15 protein-coding genes are annotated in these 14913 nt (G+C 41.6%); 11 read left to right on the top strand and 4 right to left on the bottom strand.

From position 1 onward, the window contains the following. Positions 1–55 precede the first annotated feature (55 nt). Positions 56–1876: an ABC transporter ATP-binding protein gene (locus ACFFRD_RS22620; RefSeq protein WP_114082511.1), complete on the top strand. Its 1821-nt coding sequence runs from the start codon at positions 56–58 to the stop codon at positions 1874–1876. 234 nt (positions 1877–2110) lie between these two features. After that, positions 2111–2467: a transposase gene (locus ACFFRD_RS22615; RefSeq protein ID WP_392477558.1), complete on the top strand. Its 357-nt coding sequence runs from the start codon at positions 2111–2113 to the stop codon at positions 2465–2467. Here ACFFRD_RS22615 and ACFFRD_RS22610 read toward each other — a convergent pair. The 3 genes from ACFFRD_RS22610 to ACFFRD_RS22600 form a co-directional block, all read right to left on the bottom strand. Beyond that, on the bottom strand, positions 2421–4043 hold the full coding sequence (locus ACFFRD_RS22610; protein ID WP_392477555.1) for an IS1634 family transposase: 1623 nt from the start codon (positions 4041–4043) through the stop codon (positions 2421–2423). The genes ACFFRD_RS22615 and ACFFRD_RS22610 overlap by 47 nt on opposite strands. Positions 4044–4388: 345 nt before the next feature. Beyond that, positions 4389–5771, bottom strand: coding sequence for an aminopeptidase P family protein (locus ACFFRD_RS22605; RefSeq protein WP_392477552.1), 1383 nt, complete (start codon positions 5769–5771; stop codon positions 4389–4391). 34 nt (positions 5772–5805) lie between these two features. Beyond that, a complete protein-coding gene (locus ACFFRD_RS22600; protein ID WP_392477551.1) occupies positions 5806–6051 on the bottom strand; it encodes a hypothetical protein in 246 nt (81 codons plus the stop codon). A gap of 491 nt (positions 6052–6542) precedes the next feature. On the opposite strand from ACFFRD_RS22600, the gene ACFFRD_RS22595 reads away from it, so the two are divergent. Both ACFFRD_RS22595 and ACFFRD_RS22590 read left to right on the top strand, forming a co-directional pair. Further along, positions 6543–7343: a PhzF family phenazine biosynthesis protein gene (locus ACFFRD_RS22595; RefSeq protein ID WP_392477549.1), complete on the top strand. Its 801-nt coding sequence runs from the start codon at positions 6543–6545 to the stop codon at positions 7341–7343. Positions 7344–7690: 347 nt separating this feature from the next. Further along, positions 7691–8137, top strand: coding sequence for a DUF4332 domain-containing protein (locus tag ACFFRD_RS22590; protein ID WP_392477548.1), 447 nt, complete (start codon positions 7691–7693; stop codon positions 8135–8137). 138 nt (positions 8138–8275) lie between these two features. On the opposite strand, the gene ACFFRD_RS22585 is transcribed toward ACFFRD_RS22590, so the two are convergent. Then, a complete protein-coding gene (locus ACFFRD_RS22585; protein ID WP_114082517.1) occupies positions 8276–8890 on the bottom strand; it encodes a TetR/AcrR family transcriptional regulator in 615 nt (204 codons plus the stop codon). A 149-nt stretch (positions 8891–9039) separates the two neighbouring features. On the opposite strand from ACFFRD_RS22585, the gene ACFFRD_RS22580 reads away from it, so the two are divergent. From ACFFRD_RS22580 to ACFFRD_RS22550, 7 genes are all read left to right on the top strand, one after another. Next, positions 9040–10632, top strand: coding sequence for a M16 family metallopeptidase (locus tag ACFFRD_RS22580; protein WP_392477547.1), 1593 nt, complete (start codon positions 9040–9042; stop codon positions 10630–10632). 42 nt (positions 10633–10674) lie between these two features. Then, the gene (locus tag ACFFRD_RS22575) at positions 10675–12192 is read left to right on the top strand and encodes a M16 family metallopeptidase (protein WP_392477546.1); all 1518 of its coding nucleotides are present in this window, start codon (positions 10675–10677) and stop codon (positions 12190–12192) included. Between the two features lie 261 nt (positions 12193–12453). Further along, the gene (locus tag ACFFRD_RS22570; protein ID WP_392477544.1) at positions 12454–12687 is read left to right on the top strand and encodes a hypothetical protein; all 234 of its coding nucleotides are present in this window, start codon (positions 12454–12456) and stop codon (positions 12685–12687) included. A 713-nt stretch (positions 12688–13400) separates the two neighbouring features. After that, complete coding sequence (locus ACFFRD_RS22565) at positions 13401–13661, top strand: hypothetical protein (RefSeq protein ID WP_114082520.1); 261 nt, start codon at positions 13401–13403, stop codon at positions 13659–13661. 120 nt (positions 13662–13781) lie between these two features. Then, positions 13782–14042 (top strand): hypothetical protein, encoded by a 261-nt coding sequence (locus tag ACFFRD_RS22560; protein WP_392477542.1) that lies wholly within the window; start codon positions 13782–13784, stop codon positions 14040–14042. Positions 14043–14162: 120 nt separating this feature from the next. After that, a complete protein-coding gene (locus tag ACFFRD_RS22555; protein ID WP_392477540.1) occupies positions 14163–14423 on the top strand; it encodes a hypothetical protein in 261 nt (86 codons plus the stop codon). Positions 14424–14543: 120 nt separating this feature from the next. After that, on the top strand, positions 14544–14804 hold the full coding sequence (locus ACFFRD_RS22550; protein WP_392477538.1) for a hypothetical protein: 261 nt from the start codon (positions 14544–14546) through the stop codon (positions 14802–14804). Positions 14805–14913 lie beyond the last annotated feature (109 nt).

The following is a 14913-nucleotide window of genomic DNA, read 5'->3' as shown; positions in this document are numbered from 1 at the left end:
TGCTTGTAGTATATAAATTCCAAGCTCACGATCGCGCTCTTGGACGGTGTGCATCATGGCCAAATTTCAAGATATTGTCAATTACTTTCGCTCTGACTGGAAGCTGAGTCTTTTTAGTATTACAGCATCTAGCATTTACGAAATTATTGATTTGGTTGTTCCTTATGCGATTGGGCAGATTTTAAACGTTTTGTCTAATCAACCTTTGGATAAACCACTTCAAAGTGCGATCGCAACTTTTTCTGACATCACCAATTACCCTATTAATAAAACTCTATCTTTGGGTGTATTACTGGGTTTAGTTTTCGTTGTCACCGTAGTCAAAGCGCCAACCCAACCTTGGTTAACCCATTGGTTTCACTGGGATATATCCTTAAGGTTGCGTCGCCAGAAAGCCCAAACAGCCGTAGAAAAAATTCTCACTCTCCCACTAGAATTTTATGATGAAAATAACCCAGGAAGAATTGCTGGAAGAATAGCAAGAGGTATTTCTAACCACACTTTTACGTACCCTGAAGTTGCCGGACAATTAATTCCTAAACTAGTCCGGGTACTGGGAATTTTCTTGTTTATCTTGGTGATTGAGTGGCGAATTGCGATTTTATATTTGATTTCCTTTGTAGTTATTCTTGGCTTTAGCTTGAAGGATTTAAAGCATCTGATTTGGCATGAAACTATTCTGGATAAATATTCAGAAGATACGGAAAGTCGTAATTCTGAACTAATCACCAACATAAAAACGGTAAAAGCATTTGCTACTGAAGCTCATGAACTAAAGCGGCAAAAGCAACGTTTGGATCGTGAGCTAATGGTAGTTGAGTATCGCGTTCACAAAGGTTATGTGAAACTGGCTACTTGGCAAAGGACTGTAATTCAGTTTTGTGTTTTTACTATCCTGGGTTTGACTTTAGCAGCAACAGTAGACGGTAGAATTTCTCTTGGTCACTTTGTCATGACATTAACTCTTTCTAGCATGGCTTATGCCGAATTAGAACCTATTAGCACATTGGGAGAACTTTTTGCCCGTCGTTATTCTTCTATGCTGCGGTTTCACGAATTTCTCCAAGAGCCAATTCCATCTGATTCAGCTAGTCTTTTAGAAGAGAGCAACCAGACAGAATTACCCTATAAATTTACTGGAAAAGTTGAGTTGTCCCACGTCAGTTTTGGATATGATGCCAACCGTCAAGTTTTGCAAGATATTAACTTGTTGATTGAGCCATATCAAACAGTGGCATTAGTTGGGCGTTCTGGTTCTGGTAAGTCTACTCTAGTTAAATTGCTGTTGCGATATTTTGAACCTCAAAAAGGTCAAATTTTGATTGATGGTCAAGATATTAGCACTTTGAATGTGGGTAAGTATAGACGAAGGCTAGCGATCGTTCACCAAGAAGTAGACGTTTTCAACGGTACTATCTTGGATAACCTCACCTATGGCAGGCGGGATGCAAGTTTAGAGCAGGTTAAGGAAGCCTGTAGAATTGCCAGAGTCGATGAAGTAGTGCAACACTTACCCCAAGGTTATTACACCGTTGTGGGTGAACGAGGTGTCAGATTATCTGGAGGACAAAGACAACGGTTAGGAATTGCGAGAGCGTTGCTAGTGGAACCAGATGTGCTGATTTTTGACGAAGCCACTTCTAGCTTAGATTATGAATCTGAGCGTTCAATTCAGCTAGCGATGCGATCGATTCAGGGTACTTGCACCACTATTGTGATTGCCCACCGTTTAAGTACAGTGCGAGAAGCAGATAAAATTGTAGTTTTGGAGCAAGGAAAGATTGTAGAAGTCGGTAGCCACGATGAACTCTTACATCAAGAAGGCATTTACCGCCGCTTACACTCCCTACAAGAAACAGGAGAACTCCTAAGTTAGGGAACATAATATTTTGGATTTCAGGTTGACTCCATGAATTAATCCGCTTGATTAAATCGACTTTATTAACAGTAAGGTCGATTTTTTTAATTGTAATTAAGAGTATTACGTTACTAATAAATGTATATCTAATAGCTTACGAGAAAAGTTTGTAATTTAATATCTATATATTCCAATACCCTTGGTTTAAGCGGTTAAGCGCTATACAAAATTGATGGTTTGGGTGTCTTAACTGTGCAAATTATTCTCTCGGAAGTTGTTTTAGATCCCGGTCGCTTCAAGAGTGTCAAACATTTTACTTCTTGGTTAGGGCTGTGTCCTGGTAGTAATATTACTGGTGGCAAAGTTAAAAGTTCTCAAACTCGTCAGGTTATCAATCGAGCAGCCAATGCTTTTCGCATGGCAGCACAAACTGCTGGCAAAAGTAATTCTGCTTTAGGTGCGTTTTATCGTCGTCTACGTTCTCGTCTTGGTGCGCCTAAAGCAATCACTGCCAGTGCTCACAAGTTAGCACGGATTTTCTATCCCACATTCCGCAGGCTAGTTAGCAAAGCAGATAATATTTTCGACAGGGGGCACCAAAAAAGTTGAGAATCCAGTGTCTTTCGGAAGTCAAATTAGTAATTTGCTTGGTTTGGGCAACAGTAACTAAGTGAATCGACATAAAACATTGAAAGACCCAGCGTAGAGTCGGAGCAGCAGTAGGTTTACCCAACTGATCATCGATAGTCTTTTTAGCTCTATCGAGTGCTTGACGCAATGCCCTTTGACCCAAACTATAAACAAGCAAACACAAGCCCATAATCATGGCTAATGCGGCAACCCGTTTGGGTGAGTTGAGGAAGACACTGGAAGTAAAGAATAGCGGGTCCTTGAGAAAGCGAAAACCGCGTTCAGTAGATTGCTGTGCCTTATACTCAATTAACACATGAGCATCACTTAACTCAGAAGCATCAAGAACATTGGTTGCTAGGAGAAACCTACCGGCTCTTTGGACTTCAACATCTATAGCAGTTTGTTTGGGTGCAAGTGTTGCACAAAGTTGATAGTGCTTTTCTATAACAGCATTCTTTCGCGGTCTACCACGTCCCTTGTGCTGCAAAATTTCAACTACTTTGATATCAACTAGCTGATGTAAAGGCAACTTACAATTCATGCGTTCAGCAGCAAGTTGGGCATCTTTTTCACAAGCAAACTGCTGTTGAGATAACTGTTTAAGTTCGGTTTGGGCTTTAGTCAACTGCTTAGATAAACGTTTTTCTAGTTGCTTCAGGTCAGCTTGTTTACGGACTTGACTTTCAACTACTATCCAACGTTGTAGTATATCGGCATAAAAGTTACAACATGAAGCGATACGGTATCCCGGTAATGAACTGGAAACAAATGCATTTTCATGAATGTTATCTAACAACTGTTTAGCAGCAGTCAAAGTGATTGGTACTCTCGATACCCAACGTAACTGCTTCATTTGTTGCAAGTTCTCTTCTGTGTACAGTGCCGCATCAGCTACAAACAAAGCATCAAGGAGCCATTGCCGTTTGAAGTCCGCGATTAATTTGGCAAACATGGCTGAGTCTGATTCATTCCCATCTGCGACTCTTAAATATAGCGGGATGTCTCCATCTCCACTACACATCAAGTCAAGAATAAATTGCTTTAAGTCTGGGCGGTGATCTCTCGAATAACCATAAGTTATGTGGATTGTTCCAGGTTCTGCTTCCTCCTCTGGAGTTTGGAGTGTGTAATTACCATCGACGTGAAACGAACTTGAATCCAGGTGTAAACTGTCCATTTTTACACCAAATTTACGAGCCGCAGATAGTGCCACCGTTACAAATACTTCTGTTAGCCCAAAGGAGTAGAGTTTGTCCAACACTCTACCTAGACGGTCATCGTTTAAGTGTTCTGGATGTATCCCCTCTCCCAGTAGGTGTTCTGTAGCTTTGCCAATAAAAAATTTTTCAAACAGATATAATGGGGCGCTGACAAACCCTAATCCGTTGAGAATCATTGCTTTTACCACTTGACCTGCACTAATTATTTCTTGCGGATGGCTTCCTAGTAGCCGATTGATTTGCTCTACTAGTTCCATTTCGTCACATATGCCTGCGACTATCCCACAGTGGTCAATATCCTGTACTCTTATATCTAATGGTGATGCTGTCATGCTTCTAAAATGCAGCATTTAGGTCATTTTTAAAAATACAGCATTTACGATCGCACCTGCGGAATGTGGGTTCTATCAACTCTGGACATCTGGTGGTGACTATGTTGATCAAGGCATGGACTATTATGAACAACGCTATCGTGAACGCACAGTTAATAATCTCCAAAAAAGAGCGCAGCAATTAGGTTTTGAGCTTATTCCCCAACCTCAAACAAATACGGTTTCTTAGGAGAGGGGTAAGCTCTCTGTGACTCTGCGGTTCTATAATTTTTTGAACCACAGAGGCGCAGAGGACACAGAGTAAAGAGTTATTGACCAAAATTTTTACCACTTTTAAAGGCTAGATTAACGACCTACTAAATTTTCTATAGTATCAGCATCATTCGGTAATGCAGCTGTTAAAACTTCGCTACCTTCTGCCGTAACTAAAACATCATCTTCGATGCGGATTCCGCGCACATCGGCAAATTCAGATAAACGCTGCCAGTTCACCACATTCTGATATTTTGAGCGAACATTGGCATCATTTAAAATTGCTGGCACTTGATAAAAACCAGGCTCAATTGTAACTAACATTCCTGGACGCAGGGGACGATTTAAACGGAGGTAGCTTAAGCCAAAGCGATCGCTCCTTTTCCGTCCTTCTTCATACCCTGCTAAATCTCCCAAATCTTCCATATCATGGACATCTAAACCCAGTAGATGACCGATACCATGAGGGAAAAACAGCGCGTGGGCATCCATCTCTACTAAATATTGAGGATTTCCTTGGAAAATGCCTAACTCTACTAAACCTTCAGCTATAACCGTGGCAGCTAATAGATGAATATCCTCATACTCTACACCAGGCTGTATTTTGGCAATGCAAGCATCATGAGCGGCTAGCACTACATTATAAATATCTCTTTGGGTAGGTGAAAACTTACCGGAAACTGGCCATGTGCGAGTGACATCACCTGCCCAACCCATCTCAGTTTCAGCGCCAACATCGGCAAGCAGTAAATCACCTGGTTGCAAGGGGTGGTGATAGTGTTCGTTATGCAAAACTTCGCCGTGAACGGTGACAATACTGTTGTAAGAGGTGGTCATATTGTGGGCAATAATTACCCCTTCCATCGCGGCGCGAACTTCTGCTTCTAGTTTGGCTTGAGGTGTTGCTGCCATCCCAGCTTTGTGTGCTTCAACAGTGACAGCAGCAGCTTTTCGCAACTCGGTTAATGCAGCTTCATCGTGAGTGAGGCGGATGGAGGCGATCGCTTTAGCTAAATCTAAGTCAATTCCTTGGGGAGGACTTTGGGGTAAAACCCATCTATTTAATAGCTGCGATTGTTGCGTCCATGTCGCTGCATCTTGTACAGCAAGTGTGACAGCATTTTCTACCCAAGACTCTAATTCTGCCATTGGTCGAGCCATATCTGCCCCAATCTTCTGGGCTATTTCATTGCGCGTTGGCATTTCTCCATGCCAAAGAGTGCTACTAGGTGATGGATCGTCCATGAATAGTTCTAGCCTGCCGGCTTCTAAACGAATTGCTGCATTTGATAATGGCAGTCCGGCAAAATAGAGGAAATGACTGTTAGCGCGAAATGGAAAGGGATTTGCTGGAAAGTTGCGGGGACTGTTGCTACCTGACCACAGAATTACGGGAAACTTAATGAGGTTTGCTAATTTTTGCCGTCGGAGGCGTAAACAATCGGCGAGGGAAGTAGAAGTTTGTGGGATAAGCATAAATGGAAACTTCAGGTTATAGTTTTGCCTTTATTTAGTCGTTATCTTCTTTATCGTCATCGTCTTTGCGATTTTTGCGATCACCATCATCATCATCATCTTTGCGATTTTTGCGATCGCCATCATCATCATTGTCGTTCTGGTTAGGTTGCAGAACTGGTTTTTGTTGCTCAGTTGGTGCAAGTGGCTGTGGTACTTCAACAGCACAACTAACTAATCCTCCAGAAATTAGCGCTAAGTTGACAGCAGCAAAGATGCTTCTGAAGATTTTTATGCTCATGTTTCGGTTTTCCTTGAACATTTACCCTAGTTTGTGGAGATTGTATTCCTAATTTATAAGGTACTGTATATGGCGATTTCCATTTTGATTAGGACTTACGCAAAACTACACGCGGTAGAGGCAATACACTGTGGGAAGCCGCTTTGCGTCTACATGAATTGCCTCTACCGAAGAATAAAGGTTTGGGCTATTTTATTGCGTAAGTCCTGTTGCTGTAACGGCATGGCAGTCTGTCCTTATAAACCAGTGGCTGTATTCCACATCGAAAATCCCTATAGACTAATAGGTTTGGGTTAAAGCTATAAATTTTTGTCAAAGTCAATTTTTGCAACAAGGCGCAGAGGATACAGAGAGAAACAATAAATGCTTAAATGAACTTTAGTGCGCTATAGACGCGTAGCAATGGGCTTAAAAATAATGTTAACTATCGGCATAAATTTCTAACACACTCCTGATAAGTATATTGCTATCTAATTTTTAGGGTGACTCTAATGGGACAAATCATTACTCAAGTTGATGCTTTTACCAATAGACCTTTCGCAGGAAATCCTGCTGCTGTCTGTGTTTTGCCTACTCGCCAAAATGAACGCTGGATGCAGAATGTAGCGCAGGAGATGAATTTATCTGAGACGGCTTTTTTAGTTAAACAGGATGATGGCTTCAATCTGCGTTGGTTTACGCCGACGATAGAAGTGCCTCTTTGTGGTCACGCAACCTTAGCTAGTGCCCATGTACTTTGGTCAGAGGGGCATTTGTCGGAGAATGAAGTTGCGCGGTTCTACACCAAAAGCGGATTGCTGATTGCTAACTTGCAAGATGAGTGGATTGAGTTAGATTTTCCTGTGAATCACTCACAAGAAACAATCGCCCCACGAGAACTTAAGGCTGCTTTGGGTGTACCATACAAATCTGTTTTTTTAAATTCTTTTGGCTATTTAGTGGAATTGGAATCTGAAGATTTGGTACGGCAAGTACAGCCAAATTTTCAAATATTAAAAACTTTGCCTATTTCTGAGATCATTGTCACCAGCCTTACCGACTCTGATTCTGAATATGATTTCGTCTCTCGTTTATTTGCACCGGGTTTAGGAATTGATGAAGACCCTGTAACTGGCGCTACCCATTGCTGTCTTGCTCCCTTCTGGCGCGATCGCTTACACAAAGATGAGTTATTGGCTTATCAAGCATCCCGTCGCGGTGGAGTGGTAAAAGTACGCTATAACGGAGGCGATCGCGTTTTTCTCGCCGGACAAGCGGTAACTGTTCTGCGAGGTGAGTTATTTACTACATAAGCTTGTATTACAAATCAATCGCATCCGGCAAAAACTCAGCATCGAGAACTTGGGTAATGAGATTCGGAATCGGTGTCATAGGTTTTCTGCAATCCACTATGAACGAGTTAGATTTTAACTATTACGCCCATCTTAATGTTAGTCGATGCAATGGCATTGTTAGTCGATACAATGGCATTGTAGTAGGTCACATTTAGATGTGAAATATTCCCATAGAGTGGCAGGAAAAACGCCAAGACTTTAAGGCTTAGATACCCGACTTCTAATCAGAGGAGGGTATCTTGTTGTTCATGAATGATTTAGGATTGCTGTATATGTGAGTGAACAAGCCTATATTTAGTTTTAAAATGTCTGCTAAAAATACAAATAATCGAAATCTGCTCGCATCTCGTGACTGGCCAATCGAGCAATTACCTGGACTCAGCCACGAGGAACAATCACAACTGCAAAATTGTGGGATTAGTAGCACAGTAGCGCTAGTCAAACAAGGAAAGACTCTAGAGGCACGGCTGGCGTTAGCAAATAAATTACAGATTCATCTTCAGTATGTAAATAAATGGATGGCTTTAGCTGACTTGGCGCGTATTCCTAGTGTAGGCATACAATATTGTGGTTTATTGCTCCATGCAGGTATTGGTTCCGTGACACAGTTAGCACAGACTCCCACTCACCGATTGCACCAACAAATTATGCGCTTGCAAGTAGCAACAATGCAGCGACGAGACTTGTGTCCAGCAATTGAGCTAGTACAACAGTGGAGTCAGCAGGCGAAAATAGTGCTGAATGGGGAATAGGGAATGGGGCAGGGGGCGGGGGGACAAGGGGACAAGGGGACAAACGGACAGGGGACAAGAAGTGAGAACTTGAAACAAGTCTTTCCCCTTGTCCCCAATTCTCCTTGTCCCCAAGTCCTCTTCCCAATGCCCAATGCCCTAATCTTTAACCAAAACACCATTAAGGAAGATATCAGCGAGTCCTTCGGCCATTTCCTGCATTTGTTGGGGGGAAGCGTCAGGTTCGATGAGGGTATTGTTAGAAAAACCTGCGATCGCAAACATTCCCAAGAAAACTTTCGCAACTAGCTTTGCGTCCGTTTTGCGATAGATGCCTTTATCCATAGCTGTTTGAAAAAATGCTTCGCCCACATCGGTCATTTTGGTAATGACTTCTAATTGAATGCGATCGCGCAAATCGGGGTGAAACTGCACCTCCATAAAACAAACGCGCATCAAATCGGCATTTTTTTGAAAGTTCCACATCCGGCGACGCATCACTTGAGCTACGGCTTTATAGCTGCCCATTTCACTTAATTCTGTCAGCAAATCTGTTAAAATTTCTACCCAGCCACTCGTGGCTACTTCTACTAAAATTGCTTTTTTATTGGGAAAATGACGAAATAGAGTGCCTTCAGCTACACCTGCCGCCTGCGCTAAATCACGGGTGGTAGTGCCGTCAAATCCTTGAGAGGCGAACAACCGTTGTGCTGCCTGTAAAATCCGGGTGCGCGTCTGAGCCTCTGAGGGTGGGGAAGAATTAAAAACTCGCATAACAGTTATGGTGAAATGTGCGGAACACGATTTGTAGCATTATTGTCTAACGTCAAGTAAAAAAGCTCAACAAGCTTAATACAACATTAACGTCCTTTTGCTAAGTATCCTGTTTCTCAGGTAGTGTAACTTTATCTTAATTTTTGCTTATGAACCAGATCAGTCGGTCATTTTTGGATTTATTACGGCGGTTGTTTGTCACTTTGTTGGCTTTGATCGTTTTCTGGTGGGGATTATTACCAGAAATTGCTCTAGCTCAAACTCAAATTGCACCTCCTCAAGAAACCAAAACTCAAACTCCACAAGTTCAAAATTCGATCCAACCTTATCTGGATCGAGTCATTAAACAGTTAACGGAGTTTCGCCTCGACAATGGTCTAAAATTCCTTGTCTTAGAACGGCATCAAGCGCCTGTGGTTTCCTTTCTGACTTATGCAAATGTTGGTGGTGTGGATGAGCCAGATGGTAAAACCGGTGTAGCTCACTTTCTGGAACATTTAGCGTTTAAAGGTACAACGCGCATTGGTACACAAGACTACAAAGCAGAAAAACCTCTACTAGATAAATTGCAGCAGTTAGATACTCAAATTAAAGCAGCGAAAGCCAATGGCAAAAAAAATGAGGTTGCGCGGTTAGAAACTGAGTTTAAGGAAGTAGAATCACAAGCAGGTAAGCTTGTCAAGCAAAACGAATTGGGGCAAATTGTGGAACAAGCGGGAGGTGTTGGTTTAAATGCTAATACTTCAACCGAAGCTACCCGTTATTTTTACAGTTTTCCTGCCAATAAGCTGGAACTGTGGATGTCGTTGGAGTCGGAACGATTTCTCGATCCGGTAATTCGCCGTGAGTTTTATAAAGAGAAAGATGTAATTTTAGAAGAACGACGGATGCGGATAGAGAATTCACCCATTGGACAAATGGTGGAAAAGTTTATCGATGCTGCTTACAAAGTCCATCCCTACAAGCGTCCGGTGATTGGTTATGACCAAGATATCCGCAATCTGACACCAGATGATGTCCAAAATTTCTTTGATACTCATTACGTACCAAGTAATTTAGCGATCGCTATTGTTGGAGATGTTAACCCGGCTGAAGTGAAAAAACTAGCGCAAACTTATTTTGGCCGCTATAAAGCAAAAACTAAAGCTGTTGCACAAATCCCGGTGGAACCGCCACAAAAACAAACACAAGAAGTTAGTTTACAACTTCCTTCTCAACCCTGGTATTTAGAAGGTTATCATCGTCCGGCAGTTACCCATCCAGATAATGCAACCTATGAAATCATTGGTAGTTTATTAAGTGATGGGCGCACGTCGCGTTTGTATAAGTCTTTGGTAGAAAAACAGCGTTTGGCGCTAAATGCTCAAGGTTACAGTGGATTCCCTGGAGATAAGTATCCAAACCTGATATTTTTCTATGCTCTCACGGCTCCTGGTCATACAGTTGATGAAGTGGCGGTGGCTTTGCGCCAAGAAATTGACAAATTAAAAACTGAACCTGTGGCGGCGGTTGATTTGGAACGGGTGAAAACCCAAGCCAGGGCGGGTTTGTTACGTACTCTCGATTCAAATATGGGGATGGCTCAACAATTGTTGGAATATGAGGTGAAAACTGGCTCTTGGCGGAATTTGTTTAAGCAGTTGGATGATATTTCGGCGGTAACGACGGCTGATATTCAAAGAGTGGCGAAGGAGACGTTTACGCCGGGAAATCGCACGATTGGGAAGTTGTTGTCGAAATAAGGATAAGAGAAACGAACCGCAGAGGCGCAGAGGAAGAGAGATATGAAGAGGTACAAGGTGAAGGGTAAAAGGCGGATGGCGTTGAAAATCAAAAATGGGAAGGGGTTAATTTATGCTTTGGTTGCTGTTTTTGCGTGTTTACTTTTAACTTGTAATTTTTCTCTGGCGGCAACGACTGAGGCAAAGCATTATAGTGAGTTGCAGTTGCCAGCGTTACCTGAGATTAAAATACCGAAATATGAACGGTTTGTTCTCCAAAATGGCTTGGTTGTCTATTTGATGGAGGATCACGAATTGCCGTTGGTGAATGGGACGGCATTTGTGCGGACAGGAAATCGCTTGGAACCAATGGAGAAAGTTGGGTTAGCTGGTTTTACAGGCGCGGTGATGCGAACTGGGGGAACTAAGCAACATTCGGCTGATGAACTCAATGAGATGTTGGAACAACGGGCGGCATCTGTAGAAGCTAGTATTGGCGAAGGTTCTGGTAGTGCTAGCTTTGATGCGCTGAGTGAAGATTTAGAAACGGTGTTTGGGCTATTTGCCGAGGTGCTGCGATCGCCTGCATTTGCTCAAGAAAAGCTAGACTTGGCTAAGACGCAAGCGAAGGGTGGTATTGCTCGTCGTAATGATAACCCAGATGGGATTGCCAATCGAGAATTTAAGAAATTGATCTATGGTAAAGATAGTCCATACTCTCGCACCATAGAGTATGCAACGGTGGATAAGGTTGAGCGTGAGGATTTGCTCAAGTTTTATCAGCAATATTTCCACCCTAATAATATAATTTTGGGGATTGTGGGGGATTTTGACTCTAAGAAAATGCGATCGCTCATTCAAGCTAAGTTTGGCGACTGGAATCGCAACCCAGGTATTGCTAAACCCAAATTACCATCGGTTTCGCCAGCTAATACAGGCGGAGTCTTTTTTGTCAATCAGCCACAATTAACTCAAAGTAGTGTGCTTCTCGGCCATTTAGGCGGACGGTTTGACAGTCCCGATTATGCGGCGCTGGATGTATTGAATGGGGTGTTAAATGGATTTGGTGGACGCTTATTTAATGAATTGCGATCGCGCCAAGGTTTAGCTTACTCTGTTTATGGCCAGTGGAGTCCCCGCTACGACTATCCTGGGATGTTTGTTGCTGGTGGACAAACGCGATCGGATGCTACGGTGCAGTTTGTCAAAGCCTTACAAGCTGAAATCAAGCGCATTCAAACCCAAAGAGTGACAGCAAAAGAACTAGCTTTTGCCAAAGAATCTACACTCAACTCATTTGTATTCAACTTTCAAGACCCCAGCCAAACCTTGTCACGGTTGATGCGATACGAATATTACGGCTATCCGGCTGATTTTCTCTTTCGCTATCAAAAAGCCGTCGCCGCCACCACAGCTGCTGATGTGCAACGGGTAGCACGAGAATACCTCAAGCCAGAAAAGCTTGTGACTCTAGTGGTGGGGAATCAAACCGCTATTCAACCGCCATTGACGCAGCTAGCAGCAACGGTGACACCAATAGATGTAACGATTCCTGGTTCGCAACCACAGGCGAAGAATTAATCCAAATTGCGATCGTAACGATAAGTAGAGACGCGAGATATCGCGTCTCTACTCATTTAGGGAGACAAACAAGATCAGAATATAAATCATCGCTTTTAAAGACGAAAATCCTTTAGTTATGTCTTGAAAATTAGCTTTAAAAAGTTAAATGACTAAGATTTTATTGCAAAATACAAATGATGGAGTCTGGATTTTTAGCTTAATGTTATCTCAGACTAGATCAATTAATATCACTAGATTTTGTGAGGTACATCAATAGTCATGATCTTAATATCTAACCTGCATCCTAATAGTGACGTGAATCTGCTCACCGAACTAACTGATTGGGAAATGAGAACTGTAGAGGGTGGAAGAAGAAGAAGATCAAGAAGAGACGATGAAGATACTTCTGGCACGCTTTCAAGGGAAAATGTAAGAGAGACTGTTAATGATTGGTTAAGTAACATAGAACAGCAAATAGTAGACCTACGGCAACAACTGACTGGTTTACAATAATTGTGAACAATCAGAATTTTATAGTCATTAAGCTCGTGCGTTCTTAGATAAATTAAGAGCGCACGATTTTTGTTTACAGATGTTTGCAATTGATTGAATACATAATTCTATACTTTTATTAAAATAAGTCTAGCCCTGTCGAATATCATGCCTATCTACACAGGATTTCACAAGTCTGAAAACTTTCATACGGTACTTTGATGAAATACACCCCTCTCGTCTCCAAGCTTCGTGACAGAGCAGGTGAAGTATTTTTGTATTTCACAGACTTGAAATATACTAATCAGCTACCAATGCGGTTCAGTTAAAGCTAAAAACTAAAAATGGTGTAGGTTGGGTTGAGGAACGAAACCCAACATTATCAAGGCTTTGTTGGGTTTCGTTCCTCAACCCAACCTACTATTCTACTATTCTTCTTAACCCAAGCGTATTGATTTATGAAAAGTTAGACTCTCGACTTATCAAAGAAGTTTATAATCTTTAGATCGCTAATTTATACAAATAATATAAGATGTTTTTTAAACATTTTTTAAATAAAAATAAAGCCATCAATAAAGACGCAACCCATTTATTTATGTCTTACAAATCAGGCTTACAAGCTTGATTTTTATAAAATTTATGAATAAAAATGGAATCAGCAGTTAAGCAATACACAGCTTAATCGCTGCCAAAGTCTCTTCAAATGGGACGAATTATTGTAGGAGAAAGTTATTATGGCAAGTATCGCTCTTTCACAACTAAATACCACTGGTTCTGAACTGTTCCAAGATTCCGAAAGCTTCCTTAACGACCTAAACAATGTAGATTCTATCACTGTTTATGGTGGTGGTAATGATGTTTCCAGCGTTGCCGATGGCTTAGATCCACTATTAGCTTACGGTATTAAGGGACAAGAATTTGCATTATTAGCCTTTGGAGCTAGCTTGACTGCACACATCGTCAAGTCCTTCAGCGATACTGATCCTTGGATTTAATTTGTAGGTTACTACTGAGCTACATTGCTCTGTGGAACTTGTTAAATTAGCGATTAAGCAATACACAGCTTAATCGCTGTCAAATCTGCTGAATTGTGACAATTATCTTAGGACAAAATTATGGCAAGTATCGCTCTTTCACAACTAAATACCACCGGTTCTGAACTGTTCCAAGATTCTGAAAGCTTCCTCAACGACCTGAACAATGTAGATTCTATCACTGTTTATGGTGGTGGTAATGAGATTTCTAGTGTTGCCAGTGGTTTAGACCCACTTTTAGCTTACGGTCTTAAGGGACAAGAGTTTGCATTGTTAGGCTTCGGAGCTAGCTTGACTGCACACATCATCAAGTCCTTCAGCGACGTTGATACTCATTTTTAATTTGTAGTTTACTACTGAGCTATATTGCTCTGTGGAACTTGTTGAATTAGCGATTAAGCAATACACAGCTTAATCGCTGTCAAATCTACTGAATTGTGACAATTATCTTAGGAGAAAGTTATGGCTAGTATTGCTCTTTCACAACTAAATACCACTGGTTCTGAACTGTTCCAAGATTCTGAAAGCTTCCTCAACGACCTAAACAATGTAGATTCTATCACTGTTTATGGTGGTGGTAATGATGTTTCCAGCGTTGCCGATGGCTTAGACCCACTATTAGCTTACGGTATTAAGGGACAACAATTTGCATTGTTAGCCTTTGGAGCTAGCTTGACTGCACACATCGTCAAGTCCTTCAGCGATGTTGATACTCATTTTTAATTTGTAGTTTACTACTGAGCTACATTGCTCTGTGGAACTTGTTGAATTAGCGATTAAGCAATACACAGCTTAATCGCTGTCAAATCTGCTGAATTGTGACAATTATCTTAGGACAAAATTATGGCAAGTATCGCTCTTTCACAACTAAATACCACCGGTTCTGAACTGTTCCAAGATTCTGAAAGCTTCCTCAACGACCTGAACAATGTAGATTCTATCACTGTTTATGGTGGTGGTAATGAGATTTCTAGTGTTGCCAGTGGTTTAGACCCACTTTTAGCTTACGGTCTTAAGGGACAAGAATTTGCATTGTTAGCCTTTGGAGCTAGCTTGACTGCACACATCGTCAAGTCCTTCAGCGATGTTGATACTCATTTTTAATTTGTAGTTTACTACTGAGCTACATTGCTCTGTAGAACTTTTTGAATTAGCGATTAAGCACTACACAGCTTAATCGCTGCCAGATTCTGCTGTAATAAATAGCTTTGAA

The organism is Nostoc sp. C110 (assembly GCF_043099725.1).
Lineage (GTDB): Bacteria > Cyanobacteriota > Cyanobacteriia > Cyanobacteriales > Nostocaceae > Nostoc > Nostoc muscorum_A.
This window is presented reverse-complemented; position numbering and strand designations above follow the sequence as displayed.

Coding starts and splice junctions, on each gene's coding strand:
- ACFFRD_RS22620 (WP_114082511.1), top strand. CDS start 56: ATGGCCAAATTTCAAGATATTGTCAATTACTTTCGCTCTGACTGGAAG.
- ACFFRD_RS22610 (WP_392477555.1), bottom strand. CDS start 4,043: ATGACAGCATCACCATTAGATATAAGAGTACAGGATATTGACCACTGT.
- ACFFRD_RS22605 (WP_392477552.1), bottom strand. CDS start 5,771: ATGCTTATCCCACAAACTTCTACTTCCCTCGCCGATTGTTTACGCCTC.
- ACFFRD_RS22600 (WP_392477551.1), bottom strand. CDS start 6,051: ATGAGCATAAAAATCTTCAGAAGCATCTTTGCTGCTGTCAACTTAGCG.
- ACFFRD_RS22595 (WP_392477549.1), top strand. CDS start 6,543: ATGGGACAAATCATTACTCAAGTTGATGCTTTTACCAATAGACCTTTC.
- ACFFRD_RS22590 (WP_392477548.1), top strand. CDS start 7,691: ATGTCTGCTAAAAATACAAATAATCGAAATCTGCTCGCATCTCGTGAC.
- ACFFRD_RS22585 (WP_114082517.1), bottom strand. CDS start 8,890: ATGCGAGTTTTTAATTCTTCCCCACCCTCAGAGGCTCAGACGCGCACC.
- ACFFRD_RS22580 (WP_392477547.1), top strand. CDS start 9,040: ATGAACCAGATCAGTCGGTCATTTTTGGATTTATTACGGCGGTTGTTT.
- ACFFRD_RS22575 (WP_392477546.1), top strand. CDS start 10,675: ATGAAGAGGTACAAGGTGAAGGGTAAAAGGCGGATGGCGTTGAAAATC.
- ACFFRD_RS22570 (WP_392477544.1), top strand. CDS start 12,454: ATGATCTTAATATCTAACCTGCATCCTAATAGTGACGTGAATCTGCTC.
- ACFFRD_RS22565 (WP_114082520.1), top strand. CDS start 13,401: ATGGCAAGTATCGCTCTTTCACAACTAAATACCACTGGTTCTGAACTG.
- ACFFRD_RS22560 (WP_392477542.1), top strand. CDS start 13,782: ATGGCAAGTATCGCTCTTTCACAACTAAATACCACCGGTTCTGAACTG.
- ACFFRD_RS22555 (WP_392477540.1), top strand. CDS start 14,163: ATGGCTAGTATTGCTCTTTCACAACTAAATACCACTGGTTCTGAACTG.
- ACFFRD_RS22550 (WP_392477538.1), top strand. CDS start 14,544: ATGGCAAGTATCGCTCTTTCACAACTAAATACCACCGGTTCTGAACTG.